Source organism: Erysipelatoclostridium sp. An173, from assembly GCF_002160495.1.
In the GTDB taxonomy this organism is placed as follows: Bacteria; Bacillota_I; Bacilli_A; order Erysipelotrichales; family Coprobacillaceae; genus Thomasclavelia; species Thomasclavelia merdavium.
Window position 1 is genome coordinate 1 of the sequence record NZ_NFKR01000006.1, and the last position, 26455, is coordinate 26455.

The following is a 26455-nucleotide window of genomic DNA, read 5'->3' on the forward strand; positions in this document are numbered from 1 at the left end:
CCATGGTTCCGTAGCTCAGTCGGTAGAGCAGAGGACTGAAAATCCTCGTGTCGCTGGTTCGATTCCGGCCGGAACCACCATTTGACTTAACAACTGTAAGGTTGTTTTTTTATTATTTAAAATATAGATCTTAGAAGTAGTTTATATAAATTACTTCTTTTTTTATATAACAGTTGTTAATTGAGCTATTATTAGTTATTTATTAGATAATGCATAATATGTTTATCAAAACAAACATAAATCATGTATACTATAATTGTTAAATTAATAATTTGTAGAAGGACAGATTTATATGATATTAGATATAGAAAATATTACCAAAGATAGTATCTTTTTAGATAAAGTTAATAACCTTGCAAAAGAGGCTTTTCCACCTGAAGAATATTTAGAACCAGCAAAAATTATCGAGATGGCAAAAGCAGATAATTTTAATTTTTTAGCATTAAAGGATAAAGATACTTTTGTTGACTTTATGGTCGTTCTTACATCTAAAGATTTAGCATATCTTTTCTTTTTAACAATCGATTCATCTTGTCGTTCAAAAGGGTATAAAAGTCGTGCTATTAAAATTTTAAAAGAAAAATATCCATCAAAGAAACAAGTTGTTGATTTTGAAATGCTTGATAATTTAGCTGATAATAGTATTCAAAGAGAAAAAAGACGTAACTTTTATTTACATAATGGGTATGTAAAGGAGCAGGGCTTTTCCTATCATATCTTGGTGTAGATTATGAAGTGTTTTGTATGGATGATAATTTTGAACTAGAGGTTTTTAAAGCGATGATGAAGACAATTCAGGTTAAGGGTTTTGATTCTAAATATTTAAGTAAATCTGATAAGTTTAATGTATAGAAAATTATAATAAGCGTGTAATAAAATTATAAATACAGTTGGATTATTAAAGAAGAATTAACAAGTAATAGAGGTTGATTATTATAGTTATCATTTTACTTTTTATTTGTAATTCTTTTTTTATATATAAATATTGTATTTCTATATGATTATGATATACTGATGACTAGATTTAATGAGGTGATTTAATGAAGTATAAAGAGTTTAGAATGTTAATATTCTCAATTATTTTTTTTCTAGCGGTTAGTGGAGCATGTGTATATTTTGCTTTAGATAATAATCGAACAAAAGTTATTATTGGTATTATTTTAGCTTTTACACTATTAATAATTTTAACAACTAAATATAATTTGAAAATATTTAATGATTCAACATTGATTTATGAATTTAAAGGAATAGGTATCTTACCTGCATTAATTGAGTATAAAGATATTAAGGACGTTACTTTGCTTGGAAAGCATAAATTGAAAATCAAACATCGTGGACAGTCAACGCTTTATATTTTAAATGCTGAGGCATTTTATGAAGAATTGATGGAAAATATTAACGAATATAAAAAAGGCGCTATTTAAGAAAGATAGCGCCTTATTAAATTAATAAATTCCTTGAGAAATCATTGCAGCAACAACTTTTTCGAATCCAGCGATATTAGCACCTTTTACTAAATCATATCCTAATCCATATTTTTCAGCAGCTGCTTTTGAGTTATCATGAATATTTTTCATGATTTCTTTTAATTTAGCATCAACTTCTTCTGCAGTCCAGCTATAACGCATTGAGTTTTGAGCCATTTCTAATGCAGATACAGCAACTCCACCAGCGTTAGCAGCTTTTGCAGGTCCTAAAGTTCCACCGTTATTAATGAAGTATTCCATTGCTTCAGGAGTTGTAGGCATATTAGCACCTTCAATAATATATTTAACACCATTAGCAACTAATTGTTTAGCTTCTTCTAATCCAATTTCATTTTGAGTAGCACATGGGAATGCCATATCTACTTTTAATCCCCAAGGTTTTTCACCTGGATGGAATTCGCAACCGAATTTTTCAGCATAATCTTTTAATTTAACATCATTTGATTCACGAATTTTACATAAGAAATCAATTTTTTCATCAGTAGTAATACCTTCTGGATCATAAACATATCCATCACGTCCAGAAATAGAAACTACTTTAGCACCTAATTCACGAGCTTTTAAACAAACTCCCCAAGCAACGTTTCCATATCCAGAACAAGCAATAGTTTTTCCTTCATAACTATCGTTGAAATGTTTTAATACTTCATTTCCATAGTAACAAGCACCAAATCCAGTTGCTTCTGGTCTAATTAAACTTCCTCCATATGGTAATGGTTTACCAGTTAAAACACCATTTTCGAATGCACCACGGATACGACGATATTGTCCATACATATAACCGATTTCACGAGCACCTGTTCCGATATCTCCTGCAGGCACGTCAACATCTGGACCAATATGACGATATAATTCAGTCATAAAGCTTTGGCAGAAACGCATAATTTCGTTATCTGATTTACCTTGTGGATCAAAATCAGAACCACCTTTACCACCACCGATTGGTAATGTAGTAAGTGAGTTTTTGAAAATTTGTTCAAATCCTAAGAATTTAATAATACCTAAGTTAACACTTGGATGTAATCTTAAACCACCTTTATATGGTCCAATAGCACTTGAGAATTGAACACGATATCCACGGTTAACTTGAACTTGTCCATTATCATCCATCCAAGGAACTTTAAACATAATAGTTCTTTCTGGTTCAACTAATCTTTCTAAAATAGCTTGTTTTTCATATTCAGGATGAGCTTCGATTACTGGTCGTAAGCTTTCTAATACTTCTTCTACAGCTTGGATAAATTCAGGCTGATCAGCATTTTTTGTTTTAACTTCATCTAAAACTCTTGTAATATAATCCATTAAAATTGTCCTCCTTTTTTATCTAATCAATATAATACTATTAATCTAATAATAAATAAACATTTTAAGAAAAATATATTATAGATAGAAAAAATTATTAACATTGATATTAAAATACCGCATTTTTCAAAATAATATGATTATATCGGGAAATTTTTAAATCACAAATTCAAAATGTTATTGTATTTTATAATTTTAATAAAAATTTCTTTTCATTTATAACTTAATATGATAATATTGTATACAATAAGAGGTGATAAAAAATGAAAGCGATAAAAAATTTACAACAATTACATCACCACCATTGGATTACCTAGGGTTATATCTTTTATGATACAACCCATTTTGTGCTAAATATTTTTTGGGTGTATCTAATGACAAAATGATTATAGCGAGTCATTAGTAAATGACTCGTTTTTTTGTAAATAAAGGGGGAAATAAAATGGAAGAGTTTAAATATTTAATACCAGAAGAAAGCATTGATGCGATTATTAGCAATGTTGGTAAGTTAAGAGAAATTGAAAATAATCTGCGTACTATCTTTGCTAAAAACAACTATCAAGAAGTATTGATGCCTTCTTTTGAATATGTTGATTTATATACAAAACTAGATTGTGGTTTTGATCAAGAAAAGATGTTTCAATATATTAATCATGAAGGAAAAAATGTGGCAATGCGCTGTGATTTTACTATTCCGTTAGCTCGTTTTTATTCAACAAATAACTTTAATAATGAAGTCGCTCGTTATTGTTATTTTGGCAAAGTGTATCGTAAAGAAATTATGCATAAAGGTCGCTCTAGTGAGTTTTTCCAAGGGGGCGTTGAGTTAATCAATAAACCAGGTATTGCTGGTGATAAAGAATGTTTGACGATGATTTTAGAGTCATTACCACATTTAGGATTAAATAATATATTACTAGAAATTGGTTCGGCTAAATTTTTTAATCGAATTTGTTATTTAGTGGGGGATAAAGCTGATAAATTAACTGAAATTTTAAAATATCGTAATATTAGTGCAATGAAACAGTTTGTAAGTGAAAATGATTTTTCGGATTCATTAAATCAATTATTATTAAAATTACCATTAGCTTTTGGGGATATAAACTTATTAAATAGTGCAATTTGTAATCTTAATGATCCAATATTATTAGAAGCTTTAAATAATTTAAAAGAATTATATGAGGTATTAGATTGTAATGATCAAATTATTTTTGATTTAGGAATGGTACCGGCAATGAAATATTATACTGGGTTAATGATTAAAGGTTACTGTGATAAAAGTGCCCAGCCGATTATTTCTGGTGGTCGTTATGATGATTTATTACCACGTTTTAATAAAAATGTTGGGGCAATTGGTTTTTGTTATCATATGAATCATATTTTAAAAGCATTGGATAAGGAGGGGGAATTCAATGATTAAGATTGCTATTACAAAAGGAAGAATTGAAAAGCAGGTTTGTAAGTTATTACAAGAAGCTAATTATGATATGGAGCCGGTATTTAATAAAGATCGCGAACTTTTAATTAAGACCAAAGATGGCATTGAAATGATTTTTGGTAAGGCTAATGATGTTGTAACATTTTTAGAGCATGGAATTGTTGATGTTGGTTTTGTAGGTAAAGATACTTTAGATGATAGTGATTTTGAAGATTACTATGAATTATTAGATTTAAAAATTGGTAAATGTTATTTTGCAGTTGCCGCCTATCCTGAATATCGAAATAGAAAATATGTCCGTAGAAAAAGAATTGCAAGTAAATATCCTAAAGTCGCTAAAAGTTATTTTGCTAAAAAACAAGAGGATGTTGAAATAATTAAACTAGAGGGTTCAGTAGAATTAGGACCAATCGTCGGAATTAGTGATGCGATAGTTGATATTGTAGAAACCGGATCAACTTTAAAGGCCAATGGATTAGAAGTAATTGAAAAAATCAGTGACATTTCAACTAGAATGATCGTAAATAAAGTAAGTTTAAAATTTAAAAAGGATGAAATTTTTGATTTAGTTAATAAATTAGAAGCAGTAACGGGGGAAGAAAAATGTTAAAAGTAATTGAATACAACGGTAATTTAGAAGCAGTTGCTTTAAAACTTGATAATCGAAAAGAAAATATTAGTAAAGAAGTTAATGATGCGGTAATGAAAATTATTGATGATATTAATAAGCGGGGGAATGAAGCATTATATGAATATTGTTTAAAGTTTGATGGTTATCAAATAAAAGATGAAGCAGATTTAATTGTTAGTGAAGCAGAAAAAGAAATTGCTTTAAAGCAAGTAGATGCTAATTATTTACGAATTCTAGAAAGAACAAAAGAACAGATAATTGAATTTCATAAAAATCAAATTGATAAATCATGGTCTTTATTTAAAGAAAATGGCGTTATTATGGGGCAAATGGTTCGTCCTATTGAACGAGTTGCTTTATATGTTCCAGGGGGAACTGCTTGTTATCCATCAACGGTATTAATGAATGCTTTACCAGCTAAACTGGCTGGAGTTAAAGATTTAGTTATAATTACGCCGGTAAAAGAAGATGGTAAAGTAAATCCAATTATTATAGCAGCTGCAAAAGTTTGTGGCATTGATACAATTTATAAATTTGGAGGAGCTCAAGGTATTGCAGCTATTGCTCATGGCACTCAAACAATAAAAAAAGCTGATAAGATAGTTGGACCAGGAAATATCTATGTTGCTACTGCTAAAAAGTTAAGTTATGGCTTAGTAGATATTGATATGGTAGCTGGACCTAGTGAAGTTTTAGTAATTGCTGATGAAAATGCTAATAGCAAATATATTGCTGCTGATTTAATTAGTCAGGCTGAACATGATAAATTAGCTAGTGCGATGTTAGTAACAACAAGTAAAAGTTTAGTTGATCAAGTTAATCAAGAATTAAAACGTCAGATTGCTTATCTATCACGAAAAGAAATTATTGAAGAATCTTTAGCTAATTATGGTGGGGCGATAATTGTTGATAATATTGATCAGGCTTTTGAGGTTTCTAATTATTTAGCACCTGAACACTTAGAAGTATTAGTTGATAATCCAGTAAATTGTCTTCCTAAAATTAAAAATGCCGGTTCTATCTTTTTAGGTGAATATTCACCAGAACCATTAGGAGACTATATGAGTGGAACTAATCATGTTTTACCTACTGGAGGAACCGCTAAATTTTATTCAGCTTTAGGAGTATACGATTTTGTCAAATATTCATCATATAGTTATTATCCTAAGGATGTTTTAGCTACTTTTAAAGATGATGTTATGGCATTTGCGAAAAGTGAAGGGTTAGATGGACACGCTAATTCAATTGCAGTGCGTTTTGAGGAGGATTACGATGAGAACTAGTAAAATAGAACGTAAAACTTTAGAAACATCTATTTACGTTGACTTAAATCTTGATGGAACTGGAAAAAGTGATATTGATACTGGAATAGGTTTTTTCGACCATATGCTTACATTATTAGCTTTTCATAGTAATTTTGATTTAACGGTTAAGTGCGATGGTGATTTAAAAGTTGATTGCCATCATACTATCGAGGATCTAGGAATTGTTTTAGGAACTTGTTTAAAAGAAGCGTTGAATGATAAAAAAGGTATTAAACGCTATGGATCTTTTACAATTCCAATGGATGAAACATTAGTAACTACTAATTTAGATATTAGTGGTCGACCTTATTTAGTATTTAATGTTAACTTGACTTGTGAAAGAATTGGAACTTTTGAAACAGAGATGGCAGTAGAATTCTTTAGAGCATTTGCATTTAATTCTTTAATAACTTTGCACATTAATCAACATTACGGTACCAATAATCATCATATTGTTGAGGCGGTTTTTAAAAGCTTAGGTAGAGCTTTAAAAGAAGCTGTAAGTATTGATGAAGCTAATAAAGATAAAATAGTATCTTCAAAAGGCGTTTTATAGGAGGAAAAGACCATGGTTGTTATTATAGATTATAATATTGGTAATTTAAGTAGTGTTATTTCAGCATTAAAAAGAGTTGGCATTGATGCTATTATTTCTCGTGATAAAAAAGTAATTGAAAAAGCTAAGGCTATTGTTTTACCAGGAGTTGGTACTTTTCCAGTGGCAATGAATAATTTGAAAAAATATGATTTAATAGATGTTTTAACAAAACAAAAAGAAGCTGGAATACCAATTTTAGGAATATGTTTAGGGATGCAAATTTTATTTGAAAAAGGTTATGAAGTCCAAGAAACACCAGGACTAGGCTTTTTAAAAGGTGAAGTAGTGTATATGGATATTGATGAAAAAGTTCCTCATATGGGATGGAATCAATTACATTTTAATCAAAAACATCCGATTTTAAAATATATTCATGAAAATGATGATGTTTATTTTGTTCATTCATTTATGGCTAAATGTCCTGATGAAGAGTTAGTTGCTTACAGCGATTATGGTAGTACCAATATTACTGCAATTGCTTCAAAAGATAATGTAATTGGATGTCAATTTCATCCAGAAAAAAGTGGAACAGTTGGTAAAAAAATACTCTTAGCGTTTAAGGAGATGATCGAATGTTAATTATTCCAGCAATAGATTTAAAAGATGGACAAGCTGTAAGATTATATAAAGGTGATTATAATCAAAAAACTGTCTACAGTAAAAATCCTGAAGAATTAGCAATAGCTTTTGAAAAAATGGGAGCTAAGATCCTTCATGTTGTTGATTTAGATGGAGCAAAAGATGGAAAGTGTGTTAATTTAGAAGCAATCAAGAAAATAAAACAAGCAACTAAAATGGCTATTGAATTAGGCGGTGGAATCAGAAATATGGATACAGTGGATTTGTATCTAGAAGAAATTGGTATTGACCGCGTTATTCTAGGAACTGCAGCAATAAATGATCCTGATTTTTTAAAAATGGCATTAAAGAAATATGGTTCAAAGAAAATTGTTGTTGGCGTTGATGTTAAAGATGGATATGTATCAACTTCAGGCTGGTTAGAAACAAGTAATGTGCCTTATTTAGATTTTATTTTAGAATTAGAAAAAATAGGAATTGAATATATTGTGGTTACAGATATTAGTAAAGATGGTACTTTACAAGGTCCTAATTTTAAAATGTATGAAAAAATTAAAGCGGCAAGCTCAATTAATTTTGTGGTTTCTGGTGGGGTAAAAGATATTGATAATATTGAAGAAACAGCTAAAAATAATTATTATGCTTGTATTGTAGGAAAGGCATATTATGAAGGAAAAGTTGATCTAAAGGAGGCTATTGCATGCTTACAAAAAGAATAATTCCTTGTTTAGATATTAAAAATGGCAAGGTTGTAAAAGGAGTAAATTTTGTTGGATTAAAAGATGTTGGTGATCCAATCGAACTTGCTAAACGATACGACCAGCAATGTAGTGATGAAGTAGTATTTTTAGATATCACTGCTAGTTATGAACAGCGAGATATTATAAAAGATCTTATTGAACGTGGTGCTAAAGAACTTAGTATTCCACTTGCAGTAGGAGGCGGAATTAGAACTATTGATGATTTTAGGATGATTTTAGCTAGTGGGGCTGATAAAGTATCTGTTAATTCGGCAGCTATTGCTAATCCTGATTTAATTAAAGAAGCTGCTGATGAATTTGGGGTTCAATGTGTTGTCGTTGCTATTGATGCTAAAAAAAGAGCATCAGGAGGATACGATGTTTATGTTAAAGGTGGTCGTGAAAATACTGGAATTGATTTAATTGAATGGGTAAAAAAATGTCAGGAACTTGGAGCTGGTGAAATATTATTAACTTCAATGGATGCTGATGGTACTAAAGCTGGATATGATATTGATATGATTAACGCTGTTTGTGATGTTGTCGATATCCCAGTTATCGCCAGTGGTGGTTGTGGCAGTATCCAGGATATTGTTGATGTTTTTAAAAAGACTAACTGCGATGCCGCTTTAGTTGCTTCGTTATTTCATTTCGGTGAAGCAACTGTTGAACAGGTTCGTCAAGAATTACGTAAAGAAGGAATTAATGTTAGGAGGGCAATTTAATGAAACCTGATTTTAAAAAGATGGAATTAATTCCAGCAATCGTACAAGATTATCAAACTAATCAAATACTAATGCTTGCCTATGTAAATGAGGAAGCTTATAATAAAATGCTTGAAACTAAGCAAACATATTTTTATTCACGTTCACGTAAACAATTGTGGCATAAAGGAGAAACATCAGGACATTTCCAAAATATAAAAGGAATGTATTTAGACTGTGATTTAGATACTTTATTGATTTTTGTTGAACAAATTGGGGTTGCTTGTCATACTGGGGCTTATTCATGTTTCTTTAATGAAGTATTGCCTTTTGATAATACTAATATTTTTAGAAGTTTAGAAAAATTAATTGCTAATCGTAAACAAAATCCAGTTGAAAAATCTTATACTAACTATTTATTGGATCAAGGTGTTGATAAAATATGTAAAAAAGTTGGCGAAGAGGCAAGTGAAACAATTATTGCTGCTAAAAACAATGATAAAGATGAATTGATTGGTGAAATAAGTGATTTGTTTTATCATGTCTTTGTTTTAATGAATAATCAAGGTGTTTCTTTGGATGATGTTGAAAATAAATTGAAAGAACGGCATAAAATTACTGGAAATAAAAAAGAATTTCATACTCGAGGAGAGTATTAAAAGTTTTATTAATTGAATAATTATCCTAAATAGCCAAATTAAAATGGCTATTTTTAATTATATGGAAATTTCGTGTCAATACTACTAGAGTTTGTGGTATAATAACTATTATGTTTTAGGAGGAATTATTATGGAATTATACAACAAAGAAAATTTAAAAGTATTAAAAGATAGCTTGTTAGATGATAGTTATTATATGCCAAAAGGATTATTCCAAAGTAATAAAAATCTTCGTTTAGAAACTAAACTAGCATATGTTGCTATTCTTGATACTTTATTAAAAAAGGCAAATTTTAATCAAGATGGAATTGCTATGTTAAAACGTGACAATCCAATGATTATGGCAACGTTGGAAAAACTTGCTAATAAAGATGTTGATAAAGATAAAATGGAAAAGTATTTTGATGAATTATGTGAAGCTAATTTAATAGAAATTAATAAACAAGATATTTTTGTATATCAAGTTGATTAGTGATGATAAACTATTTAGCTAAAAAATTCATTAATAATTATCAAAATTATGATAATAATAAGGTAAGAGAACAGTATGGGACACTTTGTTCACTAGTTTCTATTGGTTGTAATATAATTCTGGTACTGTTTAAACTTACAATGGGTGGCATTACTAATAGTATTGCCATAATCGCAGATGGATTAAACAATCTATCTGATGTTGGTAGTAATTTAGCTTCACTATTTGGCTTTAAATTAGCAAATAAACATCCTGATGCCGAACATCCTTATGGCCATGGTCGTATTGAATATGTCGCTGGATTAATCATTGCTTTTTTAATTTTATTAGTTGGATTTCAGTCTTTAAGAGATTCTGTTTTAAAGATTTTTAATCCTGAAAAAGTTGTTTTTACTTATATAGCGGCAATAATATTGGTTGTTTCAATTTTTATTAAATTATACATGGCACATTTTAATAAAATTGTAGCTGGTAAAATAAATTCAACAACTTTACAAGCAGCAAGCCAGGATAGTTTAAATGATTGTTTGACAACGGCAGCTTCTTTAATTGCACTTATTGCTTCAATTTATACTGATTTACCAATTGATGGTATTATTGGTTCACTTGTATCAATTATTGTTTTGAAATCAGGAATTGAGATTTTCAAAGATACTGTTAATCCATTATTAGGAATGGCTCCAGATAAAGAATTAGTAAAAGAAATAGCAGATTATATTTTATCTTATCCTGAAGTTTTAGGAATACATGATTTGATGATGCATGATTATGGACCAGGGAGAAGATTTTTAACTTTACATACTGAAGTTAATTGCAATGATGATATTATGGCTGTTCATGATGCAATGGACATTATTGAACGAGCAATTCTAGATAAATATCATATTTTAACTACTATTCATATGGATCCAATCGATTCAAATGATGCGTTGACCAATGAATTAAAAGAAATGGTTGCAACGATAGTTAAAGATATTAATCAAGAATATAGTATTCACGATTTTAGAGTAGTAACTGGTCCAACACATACTAACTTAATTTTTGATGTTTTATTACCAATAGATGATCAAGTTGATCATAAATCACTAAAAAAAGAAATTGATCAAAAAATTAAGAATATTAATGAAAATTATTTTACAGTTATGCAAATAGAACATAGCTATATTTAAAAGAGCAGTTCATTTCGAACCGCTCTTTTTTATGCTCTGAAAACTACTTCTTCTTTTTCATACATCATTTTAGCACCAACCATTGCAATTATTACATAGGCAACTGACCAGGCAAAAGTAATATATAAATGAGTGTAATTTAATTGATTAAAGATAATTTCTTTAATAACAATTACTACATTTAAAATTGGAATATTCATCATCGCAGTAGAAACACTGCTTGGTTCTGTATACATTGTAATAACAGATAATAGTACCGGAATCAAAGTTACTGGTGTTAAATATGTATTAGCTTCTTTAATTGATCTAGCATAAGTTGAAACTAATAGCATAACTGCTGATATAAATAAAACGTATAAAATTGCTAATACTGCAATTAATAACATGCTTTGTATTGATATATTGATAGTTAATGGCATTGTTTCACTTAATCCAAATTTAAATGCCAACAATAATCCTACACCAGAGAAAATTGAGGTAATTGTTCCAAAAGTCGCAGTAACAATCAATTTTGCAATTAAAATCGAACTTCTAGAAACCCCAGTAGAAAGAAGCGGTTCTAATGTACCGCGTTCTTTTTCACCAGCACCTAAATCAGTTGCAATAGGTGTAATTCCTGAACCTGAATAACCAATAATCATCATAGGAATTAACATTCCTAACATCATCAAAGACACACCATCACTTTCTTGATCTTTTGCATGTTCTTGATAATTGAAAGGCTGCAATAATGTACTTGATAAATTATTAGCTTCTAAATAACTAGCTAAGTAATTATTTTGATAATTACTAAAGATTGTTTGGACTGAGCTAATTGCTGTTAATGCTCGTTGTGATGTCGTATCATAGTATAAATCAATCGTTGGAATTTTATTTTCAAGTAATGCTTGATTGATACCATTAGCACTGATATAGGCTGTTATTTCACCTTCATATGCAGCATTAATAGGGTCATCACTTTTTACTAGTTCATATATACCAGCATTTTCAAATAATTGGACGATTTGTGGTTCGTCACAGTCGAGTACAATTTTATAACGATTATCTTCACTTGGTGCAGCCATATCTGATACTGATGAAAAGATAAAAGTAAATAATAAAGGCATAATTATGATCGGAATAACAAAAGTCATCAAAAGTGTTTTACGATCTCTTAAAATATCTTTAAATTCTTTTTTTACAATCGTCATTATGTTATTCATAGTTATTTCCTCCAATGCATTCAATAAATAAATCTTCAAGAGTATCTTTTTGATAATCTTTTTTTAATTGTTCAATTGTTCCACTGGCAACAACCTTACCTTTATGAATAATAATAATACGATCACATAGTTTTTCTGTTTCGTACATATTGTGGCTAGAAAATACAATTGCTTTATTTTCTGACTTACATTTTAAAATAAAGTCGTGAATCAATTTACTAGATAGTACATCAAGACCGGTAGTTGGTTCATCAAAAAGCATTACATCAGGACGATGAACTATACTTCTAGCTAAAGAAACTTTTTGTTTCATACCACGACTATACTTACCAACAGGACGGTCAATATAATCGGTCATTTCTAAATCACTAGCTATTTGTTCAACTGCTTCTTTAGCTTCTTGATCACTCATTCCATTTAGTTTTGCAAAATAAGTCATGTTTTCACGTCCGGTTAGTCGATCATATAAAGCAACATCGCCACCGAATAAGATTCCAATATGGCCCCTGATTTTATCAGGATGATCAATAATGTTAAATTTATTAATACTTGCAGTTCCGCTAGTTGGTTTTAACATTGTGGCAATCATCCTTAATGTTGTAGTTTTACCGGCACCGTTTTCTCCAAGTAAACCAACAATTTCGCCTGGGTTTACTTCAAAAGAAACGTTTTCTACGGCTGTAATTTTTTTAAATTTTTTGGTCAGATTTTCAACCTTCAACATAGAATTCCCCTCCATATAGTCTTTTGATAACATAATTATATAACTTTTTAATTTTATAAGCGATAAATTAAATCTTATAAGTTATCAAATTAAGAATATTTAAGATTTAATATTTTATTGATTTTCTTCAAATAGAAAAACTTCTTCAATTGTAAGATTAAAAAATTTGGCTATTTTATATGCTAACAAAAGAGATGCTGTATATTTGCCTACCTCAATTGAGGTAATAGTCTGTCGGGTTACCCCGACAGACCTAGCTAGTGCCTCTTGTGAAATATTTTGTTGTTTACGTAGTTCTTTAACTCTGTTTTTCAATATTATCACCCGCTTTGCAAAGCTTGCTTTACATTTTTAGTATAGTTTACTTTGCATTGAAAGTCAATAACCACAAATTATTTTGGATATTTAATCGCATTTTTTTCTAATTTATTTTCAATAATTGTTTTAATATCAAGATTTAATGAGTAAGCTAATTGAAAACAATAAATTAATACATCAGCTAATTCATCGCTGAAATTATCAATATTTAAATTACTATCCCATTGAATACATTCAAGTAATTCGCTAGCTTCAATAACTATACTTTTGATTAGACTATCAGGATAATCTAATTGATCCCAATTTCTCTCCTTAACAAATTTAATGATTTTATTTTCTAATTCTTCCATTTTATTTCCCTTCCTTTGTATTAATTATATCTATAATATATCAGGTTTCAATAAATCATAGCAAAAAAGTAGGAAATATTTTAAAAATCACTTGACTTTCATAGATGATTTAGCTAATATATTGCCAACGACGTTGAAAAGAAGAGTAGTTTATATTAGCTTGATAGAGAGTTCTTGGCTGGTGGAAAAGAATAAGCGAGGATAAATGAAGATGGTCTTGGAGTCTTATAGGCGATATTTAGTCTATAACGGGAGCGCCCGTTATTGCGCTAGAGTATGATGGTACTCGATGAGGTTATTATTGTAAGATAATAATAAATTAAGGTGGTAACACGGGTGATGCTCGTCCTTAGATAGGACGGGTTTTTTTATTTTTTAGGAGGGTAAAATGATTGAAATAAAAAATGTAAGTAAAACTTTTAATTTAAAAAACAAAAGTGTTCAAGCTGTTAATGATGTTTCATTGACGATTGATACAGGTGATATTTATGGCATTATTGGTTTTAGCGGGGCAGGGAAATCAACATTGTTAAGGATGATTAATCAATTAGAAGTACAAGATGAAGGTGAAATTTTAATTGATGGTCAAGATATAAAAAAACTTTCAAAACAAGAGTTAAGAAAATTACGAACTAAAATTGGAATGATTTTTCAGCATTTTAATTTACTATGGTCAAAGACTGTTAGTCAAAATATTGAATTGGCTTTACAAATAGCAGGGCATAAAAATAAATTGACACGACAACAAAAAGTTCAGGAGTTAATATCTTTAGTTGGTTTAATTGGAAGAGAAAATGCTTATCCTAGTGAATTGTCAGGTGGTCAAAAACAACGTGTGGCAATAGCTAGAGCGTTAGCTAATGATCCTAAAGTGTTGTTATGTGATGAGGCAACAAGTGCTTTAGATCCACAAACGACAAGTGCGATTTTGGATTTATTATTAAAAATAAATCGAGAGTTAAATATTACGATTATAATGATCAGTCATCAAATGGAAGTTGTACAAAAGATTTGTAATCAAATTGCTATTATGGCTGATGGCAGAGTAATTGAACAAGGTTTGGTAGAAGATATTTTTAGAAATCCTAAACATGAGATTACTAAAAGTTTTATATATAAAAGTAATGGTGATTTTGATGAAAAGATGTTAAAAGAAATTTACTCGAAGGGACAATTGATTAAAGTAACATTTAATGATCAGGTTAGTCGTTTACCTATTTTGACTAAAGTAATTCGAAACTGTGATGCTGATTTGAATGTTATTGAAGCTAATTTAAGCAATACTCTTTCTAGTTCTTTTGGGGTGATGGTTCTTGAAGTAATCGGTGATTATAAAGAAGTAGTAGATTTATTTATTCAATATAAAGCACAGGTGGAGGTAATATAATGCAAGCTTTTTTAGAAAATATTGATTTTAATCAAATGTTCGAAGCATTAATGGAAACATTATTTATGACTGGGGTTTCATTAATTGTTGCAGTTATTATTGGTTTGATTTTAGGAATTTTAATTTATTTGACCCAGGATGATGGTTTATATCCACATTTATTTGTTAATAAAATTTTAAATTGGATAGTTAATATATTACGAGCAATACCATTTATTATTTTGTTGATTTTATTGATTCCTTTTACAAAAGCAATAGTTGGGACAATGTTAGGTGCTAAAGCGGCATTACCATCATTAATTTTATCTAGTGCCCCTTTTTATGGAAGAATGGTTATGATTGCTTTAAATGAAGTTGATAAAGGAACTATTGAAGCTAGTAAAGCCATGGGAGCTACTAATTTACAAATTGTTATGAAAATTTTAATTCCAGAAGCCAAACCTGCATTGATTTCTTCAATTTCAGTGATGGGAATTTCACTAGTTGGTTATACAGCAATGGCTGGAGCAATTGGTGCAGGCGGGCTTGGTAATTTAGCTTATTTATATGGTTTTGTAAGACAAAATAATTATGTAACATACATGGCTACAGCATTAATTTTGATTATTGTTTTTATTATTCAATTTGCTGGTGATTATGTGGTTAGAAAAATAGATAGAAGATAGGAGAAAAAAGATGAAAAAGATAATATTATTAATTTGTTTATTTTTAGGTTTTAGTTTGACGGGATGTCAAAGTAGTGATGATGCTAATACTTTAACAGTTGCTGCTACTTCTAAACCTCATGGGGACATTTTAGAAGAAGCTAAGAATATTTTAAAGAAAGATTATGATATTGATTTAAAAATTGAAATTCTAGATGACTATTATATTTTTAATAGATCGTTAGATAATGGTGATGTAGATGCCAATTATTTTCAGCACTTACCTTTTTTTGAAGATGATGTAGAAAAAAATGGTTATGATATTGTTAATGCTGGTGGTATTCATATTGAACCGTTTGGTTTTTATTCTAAGAAAATTGATGATATTAGCGAGTTAAAGAAAAATGATGTAGTTATTATTTCTAATTCAGTTGCTGATCATGGTCGTATTTTATCAATATTAGATACAGCAGGAATTATAGAGTTGGATGATAATGTAAAAATTCAAGAAGCAACGATTGAAGATATTGTGGCAAATCCACTAAATTTAAAATTTGAAGAAATTAAACCGGAAATGTTAACGACTGCTTATCAAAATAATGAAGGGGCTATGGTTGCAATCAATGGAAATTATGCAATTGATGCTAATTTAAATCCAACTAAAGATGCGCTTCTTTTAGAAAGTGCCAACGAAAACAATCCTTATGTAAATATCATTGCTTGTAAAGATGAAAATGATGAAAGAGTAAAAGCATTAGTTGCTGTTTTAAAATCAGATCAAATTAAAAAATTTATCAATGATACATATCAAGATGGTTCTGTTATTCCGGTAGTATAGTTATTAAGGTAGAAATTTCTACCTTTTTTATTTGTTAGTTGTTTTTATGATATCGATATTTTATAATTCTATATGGAATCGAGGAAATTATGGAAATAAGTTTTTTTGAAAAAATAGTCAAAATACTAAATTTAGGTCAGTTAACATCTTCGCCTCAAAAATTAACAGGTGGTTTGACTCATCAAATGTATGCAATAACAACTGACAAAAATAAATATGCCATTAAGATATTAAACCCAGAAATTATGAAAAGACCAACAGCTATGTCTAATTTCAAACGGGCACAACAATTAGAATTGATTTTACAAGAACATGGATTGCCAATTATTCCGGCATTAATTTTTAATCAAAAGAAAATGCAAAAAATAGATGATATCTATTTCTATGTTTATGATTATTATCAAGGAAAAAGTTTAAAACAGGAACAAATTAATAAGGTTCATTGTCAAAAAATAAGCAGTTTATTAGCAAAGATTCATCAAATTGAAATAAAAAAGCAAAGATATTTAAAAGAACCCGTAAATATTGATTGGAATTATTATTTAAGAAAAATAGAACATCAAGAGATTTATGACTTATTAGAAAAAAATGTTTTATTACTTGATGAATTATTAAAAAAAGCTAATCAGGCAATTGATAAAATTCCTCCTGTTTTAACAATTTGTCATCGTGATATGGACAGTAAAAATGTTTTATGGCTAGATGATGAATGTCGTATTATCGATTTAGAATGTCTAGATTATGATAGTCCATTTTTAGAGGTCTATGAATTGGCATTAAGTTATAGTGGTTATCAAGAGGGCAAGATTGATTATGAATTATTTAAAGCTTTTATGTTATCTTATTTTGAAAATGGTGGGTTTAAGATTTTAAACTGGCAAGATATACATGATTGTAATTTAGGAATGTTTGAATGGTTAGTTTTTAATTTAAATCGATTAATAACTAATGATGATGTTGATATTGCAATTCAACAAGTTATTTTGACTATTAAGCAAATTAGATATTATAATGAGATAAAAGATAAATTAATGGAAATAATTAAAGAAATTTAGGAGGAAAAAATGAAACGTAAATTTTTCTTTTTTGATATTGATGGAACTTTAGCTGTAGGACAACCAGGAAAACAATATATTCCTGATTCAACTAAAGAAGCAATTGAAAAATTAAAACAAGCTGGTCACTTTGTCGCTATTGCTACTGGACGTAGCTATGCAATGGCTGTTGATCATATGAAAGAATTAGGCTTTAAAAATATGGTAAGTGATGGTGGCAATGGGATTACTATTGATGAAAAATTAATTGAAATCAAACCATTAGATTATCAAAAATGTTTGAATTTAATTGATGAGTGTATCGAACAAAATTATATATGGGCTTTTTCGCCTGATAACACTCAAAGAAGATTAGCGCCTGATAATCGTTTTTATGATTTTACTCATGATATTTATATGAAAACTGAAGTGCAAGAAGGTTTGAATCCAAGAGATTTTGATCAGATTTATAAAGTATATGTTGCTTGTTTTGCGCCTGAAGAAGAAAAATTAGAAAGTTTAAAACAATTACCATGGTGTCGGTTTCACAAAGAGTATATTTTTGTAGAACCTGGAGATAAATCAGTAGGAATTAAAGCTATGGTTGATTATTTTAATGGTGATTATAGTGATGTTGTTGTTTTTGGTGATGAAAAAAATGATTTGAGTATGTTTCAAGATGAATGGACTAGCATTGCTATGGGAAATGCTATTGATGAGTTGAAAGCTAAAGCTACTTATGTAACTGATGCTTGTGATCAAGATGGAATTTATAATGCTTGTAAACATTTTAAATGGATTGATTAACAATGAGTAATAGTCGTTTATTTGAAATTTTATATTATCTTTTAGAACATAAACAAACAACGGCTGATACATTAGCAAACTATTTTGAAGTTTCTAAGCGAACAATATATCGTGATATTCAACGATTAATGATGATGAATTTTCCTATCTATTGTAAAAATGGTTATGATGGTGGTATATATATTGATAATGATTTTGTTTTAGACCGGACATTTTTTACTGATGATGAAAGAATAGAGATTTTAGCAGCATTACAGGAATTTGATTATCTAAAAGGAGAAAATAGCCAGTTAATTAATAAGATGGCAGCTATCTTTAATTTAAATGTTATTGATTGGATTGAGGTAGATTTAAACTCATGGTATCAAAATAATAATTTGAATAAGAAATTTAATGATTTAAAAAGAGCGATTATAACTAATCATGAAATTGTAATTAATTATATTAATTCTAGTGGTCAAAAGTCTAATCGGGTAGTATGGCCATATAAATTATTTTTTAAAAGTGGTACCTGGTATTTATTAGCTTACTGTTTAAATAAAAAAGAAAATCGTATTTTTAGATTGTCTCGAATTCTTAAACTGGAGATTACAGATAAAACTTTTGCTTATAAAAATATTGATTTAAGTAAATATAAAAATAATTTAATTACTGATACTAAAAAGGAAATAGAAGTGACTTTACAATTTGATCATCAAATTGCAAGTGTAGTTTATGATGAATTTAATCACAGTGATATAATAGAAAAGCAAAATGGTGATTTTGTTGTCACAATGAAAGTGTCTAATACATATTGGTTAATGAGTTTTATTTTATCTTTTGGCTCTAAAATAAAAATATTAAAACCAGATTTTTTAAAAGAGCAATTAATAACAGAGATGAAGAAAATGATGGAAATATATCAATGAACCTGACAGAGGATGTCAGGTTTGTTTTGTTATAATATTAGTGAAAATAAAATTATTTAAAGGAGCAATTAAGATGAAAAAATTAGATTATAAAAAAGAATATCGAGATTTATATTTACCAAAAAGAAAGCCGATGCTTATTGATGTTCCTAAGATAAGTTATGTTACTGTCGATGGAAAAGGCAATCCTAATAACAGTGTCGAATATCAAGAAGCGCTTGAATTATTGTATGGCATTTCGTTTACAATAAAAATGTCAAAGATGACAGAAGATAAAATACCGGGATATTTTGAATATGTTGTTCCACCATTAGAAGGATTATGGTGGTGTGAAGATGGAACAATAAATATGCAAAATATTGATAAGGATCAATTTTGTTGGAAATCAATGATTCGTTTACCAGAGTTTGTCGATGAAAAAGTATTTAATCATGCTAAAAAATTGTTAAAAAATAAAAAGCCAGCGATAAATATTGATAAAGTAAAATATGAGGTAATAAAAGAAGGGAAATGTGTTCAAATTATGCATATAGGCAGTTATGATGAAGAACAAGTGTCAATTGATAAAATAGATGCTTTTTTAAAAGCAAATAATTTAAAAGCAGATTTTAATGAACAACGAAAACATCATGAAATATATTTGAGTGATCCGCGTCGTTGTAAAAAAGAAAACTTAAAGACAGTAATTCGAATACCAGTGAAATAATCTAATTATTTACTAATTAAAAAACCAGTGTTAAACTAATAATGTTTAATGGAGGGATAAAATGAAGATTGCAGTATATAATTATCGTGAATTTGATGAGGGAGCATATTTTGAAAAATTTTCTAAAATTTATAATGTAGAGATTGTCAGAATCGATGATGCGCCTGATTTACAAAATGCTAATTTAGCTAAAGGTTGCTTTGGTGTTAGTGTAATTACAACAGCAATAACAAAAGATATTATTCAAACATGGTCTCATCTTGGGATAAAACATATTTCAACTAGAACAATTGGTTACGATCATATTGATCTTGAATCTGCAAAAGATTTAGGAATGACTGTTAGTAATGTTACATATTCAACAGCTAGTGTTGCTAATTATACTGTTATGTTGATTTTAATGGCTCTTAGAAAAATGAAAATGGTTATGCGACGTGCTGTTGGATTTGACTATTCTTTGGAAAATAGTATAGGAATGGAATTAGAAAATAAAACTGTTGGTGTTGTTGGAACTGGAGCTATTGGACAAAAAGTAATTCAGAATTTAAGTGGTTTTGGTTGTAAAATAATTGCTACTGATCCATTTATAAAAAAAGAAGTTACTAAATATGCTCAATATGTATCATTAGAAAAACTAATCAAAGAAAGTGATATCATTACATTTCATGTACCTGCTTTAGAAGATACATATCATATTGTTCGTCAAGAAACAATTGATCAGATGAAAGATGGTGTAATCTTAGTTAATACTGCGCGTGGCAGCGTGATAAATACAACTGATTTAATAAAAAATTTAGAGAATGGAAAAATAGGTGCTTGCGCTTTAGATGTAATTGAAAATGAATTAGGTTTATATTATCAAGATTATAAATATCAAGTAATTGGAAATCATGAATTATCAATTTTAAGAGATATGCCTAATGTTTTATTAACGCCACATTTAGCTTTTTATACAGAACAAGCAGTTAGTGATATGGTGGAGAATTCAATTGCTAGTATTGTTGCTAGTTTCAATGGTGAAGAAAATAAATTTAAAATTTGCTAAAAGAGAATTAAATATTATATTTTGCTCAAACTAAATTGGGTGATATAAATGAGACAACAAAATAATTTAAATAAAGAAAAAAAATCTGCTTACGATAACCAATGGGTTAGTAATCAAAAAAGTTATTCTGATAAACACTCTCATCATGAAAAAACAAACGGAAAGTAATTGCCAAAAGAAACTGATTTTTCAGTTTCTTTTTTAATAAACATGATAAAAAGCAGAAAAATTTTGTTCAATAACTAATTAGTACGCTATACTCGAATAATATATAGGATCTAATGGTTTTGGTTATTGTTTTTAAATAATTTTGGAAAATTCTTTTATTTATAAATATAAATTTTTAATCATTAGATATTATACTTACTAATTTAATTATATGAAATCAAAAGCATAATTGAAAAATTCTCTTTTTTATAATGTGCAATAAAATTCATATTGATGTAACAAATATGTAATAAAACATTTTATAAAAAAGGAGAGTGTATATGCCAAGAAAAGGTGAAAGTATATTTCGTCGTAAAGATGGAAGATGGGAAGCAAGATATATTAAAGGATATAAGAAAGATGGCACAAAAATATATGGTTCTGTTTATGCTAAAACTTATACAGAAGTAAAAAATAAAAGACTGGATATTTTAAAAAAGGTTGACTATAACCATTTAATAACGCCAACAGAACATTTAGAATTTTATATCCATCATTGGTTTGAAAATAATAAACGTAATTTAAAAGAGAGTACACTAACAAAATATGATAATTCATTGAAAAATTACATAATGCCTTATTTTAGAAAAATAAAAATTGAAGATATTACTACACAAAAAATTAATGATTTTATTTTCAATTTAATGACAATAAAAAGAACAAGAGGAAAACCTCTTGCAACAAAAACAATTAAAGATACATTATTAATTTTAAAAAACATTTTTAAATATATAGAAATAAATTATGATATAAAAATAAATGCAGTAATAATTCCTCCAAAACAGTCATTCAACAATAAGGTATCTGTATTTTCTAAAAGTGATATATATAATTTGTTAATGATAATATATACAGATATGGAAAGTGATTTATGTAAATTAGGTACATTTATTGCTTTAATGACTGGTATGAGGGTTGGTGAAATTTGTGCATTAAAATGGGAAAATATTAATTTAAATGAAAATTATATTTATATAGAAAAAACAATGCAGCGTGTAAAAAACTTTGATGATAATAAACCTAAAACAAAAATTATTGAAACATCCCCAAAATCACATAGTTCTTTACGAAAAATTCCTATTTCAGATTATCTATATAGAATACTTATAAAATATAAAAAGAATAATGATCATTACTTGTTAACCGGCAGATCAGACAAGTTTATCGAGCCGCGATTATTAGAAAAAAAATTTAAAAAATATATTAAGTCAGCAGAAATAGAAGATGGTAATTTTCATATGTTAAGACATACATTTGCTACTTTATGTGTTGAAAATAATCTAAATATAAAAGTATTAAGTCAAATATTAGGACATTCAAATATTCAAATTACATTAGACAGGTATACTCATCCAGATTATGAAACAAAAAATATATTTATGAATCAAGCTTCAGAAATTTTTTTAAAATCAATTGATATAAGATGAATATTTAATTGATAGTTTTGAAAGGAAATAAAAACATTGATATATGTTTTATCAACAGCTTGAAAGAAACTGATTTTTCAGTTTCTTTTTTATATAAATAGGAATATAATAAAAAAAGCAGGAAAAACCTGCTTAATAATCAATTGGCTGGGGTACTTGGATTCGAACCAAGGAAATGTCAGATTCAGAGTCTGATGCCTTACCGCTTGGCTATACCCCAATAACAGATATTATTTTATAACTTTTTTAATTAAAATACAAGAGATAAGAGGGAATTTATGGAAATAAGAACTAGATTTGCACCAAGTCCAACTGGATATATGCATATAGGAAATTTAAGAACAGCATTATATGAATATTTAATTGCTAAAAAAGAAAATGGTAAATTTATTTTAAGAATAGAAGATACTGACAAAGCAAGACAAGTTGATGGAGCGATAGAGATGATCTATCAGACTTTGGCAGACACTGGATTGAAGCATGATGAAGGGCCGGACATTTCTGGACCATATGGACCATATATTCAATCGAAACGTTTAGAAATATATCAAAAATATGCTCATCAGTTAGTTGAATTAGGTGGTGCTCATTATTGTTTTTGTAATCAAGATGATGAAAATGATCATGATCCTTGTCGAGAATTATCAATTGAAACTGCTAGGAAAATGATTGCTGAAGGTAAATCATATGTTATTAGACAAACTATTCCTTCAGGAAATACAACGTTTTATGATGAAGTTTATGGTGAAATTACTGTTGATAATAATACATTAGATGAAGGTGTTTTATTGAAAAGTGATGGTTATCCAACATATAATTTTGCTAATATCGTTGATGATCATTTGATGCATATTACACATGTAATTCGTGGAAATGAGTATTTATCTAGTACTCCTAAATATAATTTAATTTATCAAGCTTTTAATTGGGAAATTCCAACCTATATTCATGTGCCACCGGTTATGAAAGATGAACAGCATAAATTATCAAAACGTAATGGTGATGCTTCATATCAAGATCTTGTTAAACAAGGATATTTAAGTGAAGCAATCATCAATTATTTAGCCTTACTTGGCTGGGCACCAGAAGGTGAGGAAGAAATTTTTTCTTTAGATGAATTAATTAAACAATTTGATGTTAAAAGAATTTCTAAAGCACCAGCTATTTTTGATTTAGAAAAATTGAAATGGTTGAATGGGATTTATTTAAGAAAGCTTTCATTAGAAGAATTTCATCAATTAGCTATGCCATATTATCAACGATTAATTCATCGTAATGTTGATTTGATGGAACTTAGTAAAGTATTACAATTAAGAATTTCTTATCTTGCAGAAATTGAATCAATGATTGATTTTATCGATGAACCATGTAATTATGATGCCGGTTTATTTAAAAATAAAAAAATGAAAACAAATTTAGAGAATTCTTTAGAAGCTCTATTGTGGATTCAAGAAAAGCTAATTGATTTTAATAGTTTTGATGATGATGAAAAACTACATCAATTGTTTGTCAATCTAGCCAAAGAAAAAGAAGTAAAAAATGGTCGAATCATGTTTCCATTAAGAGTTGCTTTAACTTTTAAAGCTTTTACTCCTGGTGGAGCAGTTGAAATTGCTCATATTTTAGGTAAAGAAGAGACATTAAGACGGATTGATTTAGCAATTAAACAAATGAGTGTATAGATTTTTGTTATTGATATTAAAAAGGTAGTGGAAATAAAATTTTCTACTACCTTTTTAAATATTCTTATTTTAAATTTGCTTTAAAAAATTCTGCCATTTTATCAAAAGGGATAACATCTAAATTATCATATAAATCAGTATGAACAGCATTTGGAATTATCATTAATTCTTTATTATCACCTTTTAATCTTTTATAAGTATCTTCGCTAAAATAACAAGAATGAGCTTTTTGACAATGAATTAATAAAACAGCACTTCTTATTTCATGACAATAAGCAAGTATTGGTTGATTAATAAATGACATACAGCCAATTGTGTTCCATCCCTCGTTAGAATTTAATGATCTTTGATGATAACCACGATTAGTTTTATAGTAATCATAGTAATCTTTAACATAATATGGTGCATCTTCTGGTAAAGGATCAACAACCCCACCAGCTCTTTTATAATTTTGATTTTGATAATCAATGATTCTTTGGTTATTCAATGCTATTTTGTTTTGATATCTAGCCTCTTCGTTATCATCGTTATCAAAATAGCCATTAGCATTAATTCTTGACATATCATACATAGTAGCAGCTACAGTTGCTTTAATTCTAGTATCTAATGCTGCTGCATTTATAGCCATACCACCCCAGCCACAAATACCGATAATTCCAATTTTTTCATGATCAACATCTTTGTGTGTTGATAAAAAATCAACAGCAGCCTGAAAATCTTCGGTATTAATATCAGGTGAAGCCATATATCTTGGAGTGCCAGTTGATTCTCCGGTAAATGATGGATCAAAAGCAATTGTTAAAAATCCATGTTCTGCCATGCTTTGAGCATATAAACCACTAGCTTGTTCTTTTACTGCACCAAATGGTCCACAAACTGCAAGTGCTGGTAATTTACCTTCGATATCTTTAGGTGTATACATATCGGCTACTAATGTAATGCCATAGCGGTTATGAAAAGTTACTTTTTGATGATTTATATTATTATTTTTAGGAAAGGTCTTATCCCATGTTGTAACTAAATTTAACGTATTTTCCATTATAAATTCCTCCATTTTATAATTTATTAATCATACCAATTAAATAACGAATGATTTAAATTCAATAATTTTATTTGTGCCATGTCCTCATCAGATAAATTAAAATCAAAAATATTTATATTTTCAATCATTCTTTCAAGATGTGAAGTTTTAGGAATAACAATAATTCCATTTTGAATTAAATATGCTAAGGCAACTTGGGCTGCAGACTTATGGTATTTGCGACCAATTTTTATTAAAATTGGTTCTTTAAAAATATTTTTTCTTCCTTCTGTAAAACATGCCCATGATTCCATTTGAATATCATCATTATCCATTTTTTGTTTAAAAGAAAGTTGTGGATAATAAACATGGGATTCTATTTGATTAACGGCAGGCTTAATATTACAGGTGGAAATAAAATTTTCATAGTTATCATTATGAAAATTTGAAATACCGATAGCTCGTACTTTTTTTAATAAATAAGCTTCTTCCATTGCTTTATACATTTCTAATGCTTCTGGATATGGCTCATGAATTAATAATAGATCAATATAATTAGTTTGTAGATTTTTTAAAGATCTCAAAATTCCTTTTTTTGCTTCATGATAACCAGCACAAGATCGATTTAGTTTAGTTGTAATAAAAATCTCTTCTCTAGGAATTTTGCTTTCAATAATTGCTTGACCTACAATATCTTCATTTCCATACATTTGTGCAGTATCAATCAAACGGTATCCGGTTTTTAAAGCATTAATAATACTTTGCTTGCCTTTTTCTCCACAAAGATCCCAGGTTCCTAAACCAACCATTGGCATTTTTAAACCATTGTTTAAAGTTATATATTTCATAAATTTCCTCCACGTAATTATTATATATAAATAAAAATAGATATGTAAAATATTTATTATCTATAATTAATTATTTAAAATTAGAATAACTGATATTATTTAAAAAATTTATTTTACTTTTAGTCAAGGAATTTTTATAGTAGTGAGATGAAGAATTGGTGAAGATAAAAAAGATTGTTTAATAGTATTTTTATAAGTGTTGTTAAAAAGTCTAATTAAAAAAG

The 26455-nt window shown here is 28.5% G+C and carries 29 protein-coding genes, 2 tRNA genes and 1 other annotated feature; of the genes, 23 read left to right on the forward strand and 8 right to left on the reverse strand.

Annotated features, from left to right (window positions below):
* Window positions 1-4: 4 nt before the first annotated feature.
* The 3 genes from B5F09_RS03910 (at window position 5) to B5F09_RS03920 (ending at window position 1424) form a co-directional block, all read left to right on the forward strand.
* Window positions 5-80, forward strand: a tRNA-Phe gene (locus B5F09_RS03910).
* Between the two features lie 212 nt (window positions 81-292).
* Window positions 293-727 carry a hypothetical protein gene (locus tag B5F09_RS03915; RefSeq protein WP_087371854.1) on the forward strand — a complete coding sequence of 145 codons (435 nt, stop codon included), beginning with the start codon at window positions 293-295 and terminating at the stop codon, window positions 725-727.
* Window positions 728-1040: 313 nt separating this feature from the next.
* Window positions 1041-1424: a hypothetical protein gene (locus B5F09_RS03920; protein ID WP_087371857.1), complete on the forward strand. Its 384-nt coding sequence runs from the start codon at window positions 1041-1043 to the stop codon at window positions 1422-1424.
* A 21-nt stretch (window positions 1425-1445) separates the two neighbouring features.
* Here B5F09_RS03920 and gdhA read toward each other — a convergent pair whose 3' ends face one another.
* Entirely contained in the window at window positions 1446-2789 is a 1344-nt protein-coding gene (gene gdhA / locus B5F09_RS03925) for an NADP-specific glutamate dehydrogenase (RefSeq protein ID WP_087302752.1), read from the reverse strand.
* A gap of 442 nt (window positions 2790-3231) precedes the next feature.
* Between gdhA and B5F09_RS03930 the strand changes: the two genes are divergently transcribed.
* The 10 genes from B5F09_RS03930 to B5F09_RS03975 all read left to right on the forward strand — a co-directional run bounded on the left by B5F09_RS03930 (window position 3232) and on the right by B5F09_RS03975 (window position 11083).
* The gene (locus B5F09_RS03930) at window positions 3232-4209 is read left to right on the forward strand and encodes an ATP phosphoribosyltransferase regulatory subunit (protein WP_239404241.1); all 978 of its coding nucleotides are present in this window, start codon (window positions 3232-3234) and stop codon (window positions 4207-4209) included.
* Window positions 4202-4837 carry an ATP phosphoribosyltransferase gene (gene hisG / locus B5F09_RS03935; protein ID WP_087302748.1) on the forward strand — a complete coding sequence of 212 codons (636 nt, stop codon included), beginning with the start codon at window positions 4202-4204 and terminating at the stop codon, window positions 4835-4837. The genes B5F09_RS03930 and hisG overlap by 8 nt, the downstream gene beginning before the upstream one ends.
* Window positions 4831-6141 carry a histidinol dehydrogenase gene (gene hisD, locus B5F09_RS03940; protein WP_087302746.1) on the forward strand — a complete coding sequence of 437 codons (1311 nt, stop codon included), beginning with the start codon at window positions 4831-4833 and terminating at the stop codon, window positions 6139-6141. The genes hisG and hisD overlap by 7 nt, the downstream gene beginning before the upstream one ends.
* Window positions 6131-6718 carry an imidazoleglycerol-phosphate dehydratase HisB gene (gene hisB, locus B5F09_RS03945; RefSeq protein ID WP_087302744.1) on the forward strand — a complete coding sequence of 196 codons (588 nt, stop codon included), beginning with the start codon at window positions 6131-6133 and terminating at the stop codon, window positions 6716-6718. Before hisD ends, hisB begins: the two co-directional genes overlap by 11 nt.
* Window positions 6719-6730: 12 nt before the next feature.
* The gene (gene hisH, locus B5F09_RS03950; RefSeq protein ID WP_087371860.1) at window positions 6731-7339 is read left to right on the forward strand and encodes an imidazole glycerol phosphate synthase subunit HisH; all 609 of its coding nucleotides are present in this window, start codon (window positions 6731-6733) and stop codon (window positions 7337-7339) included.
* Complete coding sequence (gene hisA / locus B5F09_RS03955) at window positions 7333-8058, forward strand: 1-(5-phosphoribosyl)-5-[(5-phosphoribosylamino)methylideneamino]imidazole-4-carboxamide isomerase (protein WP_087371864.1); 726 nt, start codon at window positions 7333-7335, stop codon at window positions 8056-8058. Before hisH ends, hisA begins: the two co-directional genes overlap by 7 nt.
* Entirely contained in the window at window positions 8040-8804 is a 765-nt protein-coding gene (gene hisF, locus B5F09_RS03960) for an imidazole glycerol phosphate synthase subunit HisF (protein WP_087302738.1), read from the forward strand. The genes hisA and hisF overlap by 19 nt, the downstream gene beginning before the upstream one ends.
* On the forward strand, window positions 8804-9442 hold the full coding sequence (gene hisIE / locus B5F09_RS03965) for a bifunctional phosphoribosyl-AMP cyclohydrolase/phosphoribosyl-ATP diphosphatase HisIE (protein WP_087371867.1): 639 nt from the start codon (window positions 8804-8806) through the stop codon (window positions 9440-9442). Before hisF ends, hisIE begins: the two co-directional genes overlap by 1 nt.
* A 130-nt stretch (window positions 9443-9572) precedes the next feature.
* Window positions 9573-9914, forward strand: coding sequence for a hypothetical protein (locus B5F09_RS03970; RefSeq protein WP_087302734.1), 342 nt, complete (start codon window positions 9573-9575; stop codon window positions 9912-9914).
* 2 nt (window positions 9915-9916) lie between these two features.
* Entirely contained in the window at window positions 9917-11083 is a 1167-nt protein-coding gene (locus B5F09_RS03975) for a cation diffusion facilitator family transporter (protein ID WP_087371869.1), read from the forward strand.
* A gap of 29 nt (window positions 11084-11112) precedes the next feature.
* Here the strand turns inward: B5F09_RS03975 and B5F09_RS03980 are convergent, their stop codons facing one another.
* The 4 genes from B5F09_RS03980 to B5F09_RS03995 form a co-directional block, all read right to left on the reverse strand.
* Window positions 11113-12285 carry an ABC transporter permease gene (locus B5F09_RS03980; RefSeq protein WP_087302730.1) on the reverse strand — a complete coding sequence of 391 codons (1173 nt, stop codon included), beginning with the start codon at window positions 12283-12285 and terminating at the stop codon, window positions 11113-11115.
* On the reverse strand, window positions 12278-13009 hold the full coding sequence (locus B5F09_RS03985; protein WP_087371871.1) for an ATP-binding cassette domain-containing protein: 732 nt from the start codon (window positions 13007-13009) through the stop codon (window positions 12278-12280). The genes B5F09_RS03980 and B5F09_RS03985 overlap by 8 nt, the downstream gene beginning before the upstream one ends.
* Before the next feature lie 114 nt (window positions 13010-13123).
* Window positions 13124-13324: a helix-turn-helix transcriptional regulator gene (locus B5F09_RS03990; protein ID WP_087302726.1), complete on the reverse strand. Its 201-nt coding sequence runs from the start codon at window positions 13322-13324 to the stop codon at window positions 13124-13126.
* 77 nt (window positions 13325-13401) lie between these two features.
* The gene (locus tag B5F09_RS03995; protein ID WP_087371874.1) at window positions 13402-13677 is read right to left on the reverse strand and encodes a nucleotide pyrophosphohydrolase; all 276 of its coding nucleotides are present in this window, start codon (window positions 13675-13677) and stop codon (window positions 13402-13404) included.
* Window positions 13678-13801: 124 nt separating this feature from the next.
* Window positions 13802-14031, forward strand: a binding site (T-box leader).
* 34 nt (window positions 14032-14065) lie between these two features.
* Here B5F09_RS03995 and B5F09_RS04000 point away from each other — a divergent pair.
* The 9 genes from B5F09_RS04000 (at window position 14066) to B5F09_RS04040 (ending at window position 22680) form a co-directional block, all read left to right on the forward strand.
* On the forward strand, window positions 14066-15064 hold the full coding sequence (locus tag B5F09_RS04000) for a methionine ABC transporter ATP-binding protein (protein ID WP_087302722.1): 999 nt from the start codon (window positions 14066-14068) through the stop codon (window positions 15062-15064).
* Window positions 15064-15729: a methionine ABC transporter permease gene (locus tag B5F09_RS04005; protein ID WP_087371877.1), complete on the forward strand. Its 666-nt coding sequence runs from the start codon at window positions 15064-15066 to the stop codon at window positions 15727-15729. The genes B5F09_RS04000 and B5F09_RS04005 overlap by 1 nt, the downstream gene beginning before the upstream one ends.
* A gap of 10 nt (window positions 15730-15739) precedes the next feature.
* Window positions 15740-16546: a MetQ/NlpA family ABC transporter substrate-binding protein gene (locus B5F09_RS04010; protein WP_087371880.1), complete on the forward strand. Its 807-nt coding sequence runs from the start codon at window positions 15740-15742 to the stop codon at window positions 16544-16546.
* Between the two features lie 89 nt (window positions 16547-16635).
* Window positions 16636-17601, forward strand: coding sequence for a phosphotransferase (locus B5F09_RS04015; RefSeq protein WP_087371882.1), 966 nt, complete (start codon window positions 16636-16638; stop codon window positions 17599-17601).
* 9 nt (window positions 17602-17610) lie between these two features.
* Window positions 17611-18387 (forward strand): HAD-IIB family hydrolase, encoded by a 777-nt coding sequence (locus B5F09_RS04020; protein WP_087371885.1) that lies wholly within the window; start codon window positions 17611-17613, stop codon window positions 18385-18387.
* Between the two features lie 2 nt (window positions 18388-18389).
* Window positions 18390-19295, forward strand: a complete 906-nt coding sequence (locus B5F09_RS04025) for a YafY family protein (protein WP_087371888.1) — start codon at window positions 18390-18392, stop codon at window positions 19293-19295.
* A gap of 73 nt (window positions 19296-19368) precedes the next feature.
* A complete protein-coding gene (locus B5F09_RS04030; RefSeq protein WP_087371894.1) occupies window positions 19369-20001 on the forward strand; it encodes a GyrI-like domain-containing protein in 633 nt (210 codons plus the stop codon).
* A 61-nt stretch (window positions 20002-20062) separates the two neighbouring features.
* Window positions 20063-21046: a D-isomer specific 2-hydroxyacid dehydrogenase family protein gene (locus B5F09_RS04035; RefSeq protein WP_087371898.1), complete on the forward strand. Its 984-nt coding sequence runs from the start codon at window positions 20063-20065 to the stop codon at window positions 21044-21046.
* A gap of 488 nt (window positions 21047-21534) precedes the next feature.
* Entirely contained in the window at window positions 21535-22680 is a 1146-nt protein-coding gene (locus B5F09_RS04040; protein ID WP_087371901.1) for a site-specific integrase, read from the forward strand.
* Window positions 22681-22824: 144 nt separating this feature from the next.
* Here the strand turns inward: B5F09_RS04040 and B5F09_RS04045 are convergent.
* A tRNA-Gln gene (locus tag B5F09_RS04045) sits at window positions 22825-22900 on the reverse strand.
* A gap of 58 nt (window positions 22901-22958) precedes the next feature.
* Here B5F09_RS04045 and gltX point away from each other — a divergent pair.
* Window positions 22959-24362: a glutamate--tRNA ligase gene (gene gltX, locus B5F09_RS04050; RefSeq protein ID WP_087371904.1), complete on the forward strand. Its 1404-nt coding sequence runs from the start codon at window positions 22959-22961 to the stop codon at window positions 24360-24362.
* 64 nt (window positions 24363-24426) lie between these two features.
* On the opposite strand, the gene B5F09_RS04055 is transcribed toward gltX, so the two are convergent.
* Window positions 24427-25401 carry an alpha/beta hydrolase gene (locus B5F09_RS04055; protein WP_087371908.1) on the reverse strand — a complete coding sequence of 325 codons (975 nt, stop codon included), beginning with the start codon at window positions 25399-25401 and terminating at the stop codon, window positions 24427-24429.
* Window positions 25402-25427: 26 nt separating this feature from the next.
* Entirely contained in the window at window positions 25428-26231 is an 804-nt protein-coding gene (locus tag B5F09_RS04060) for an aldo/keto reductase (RefSeq protein WP_087371911.1), read from the reverse strand.
* Window positions 26232-26455: the final 224 nt, after the last annotated feature.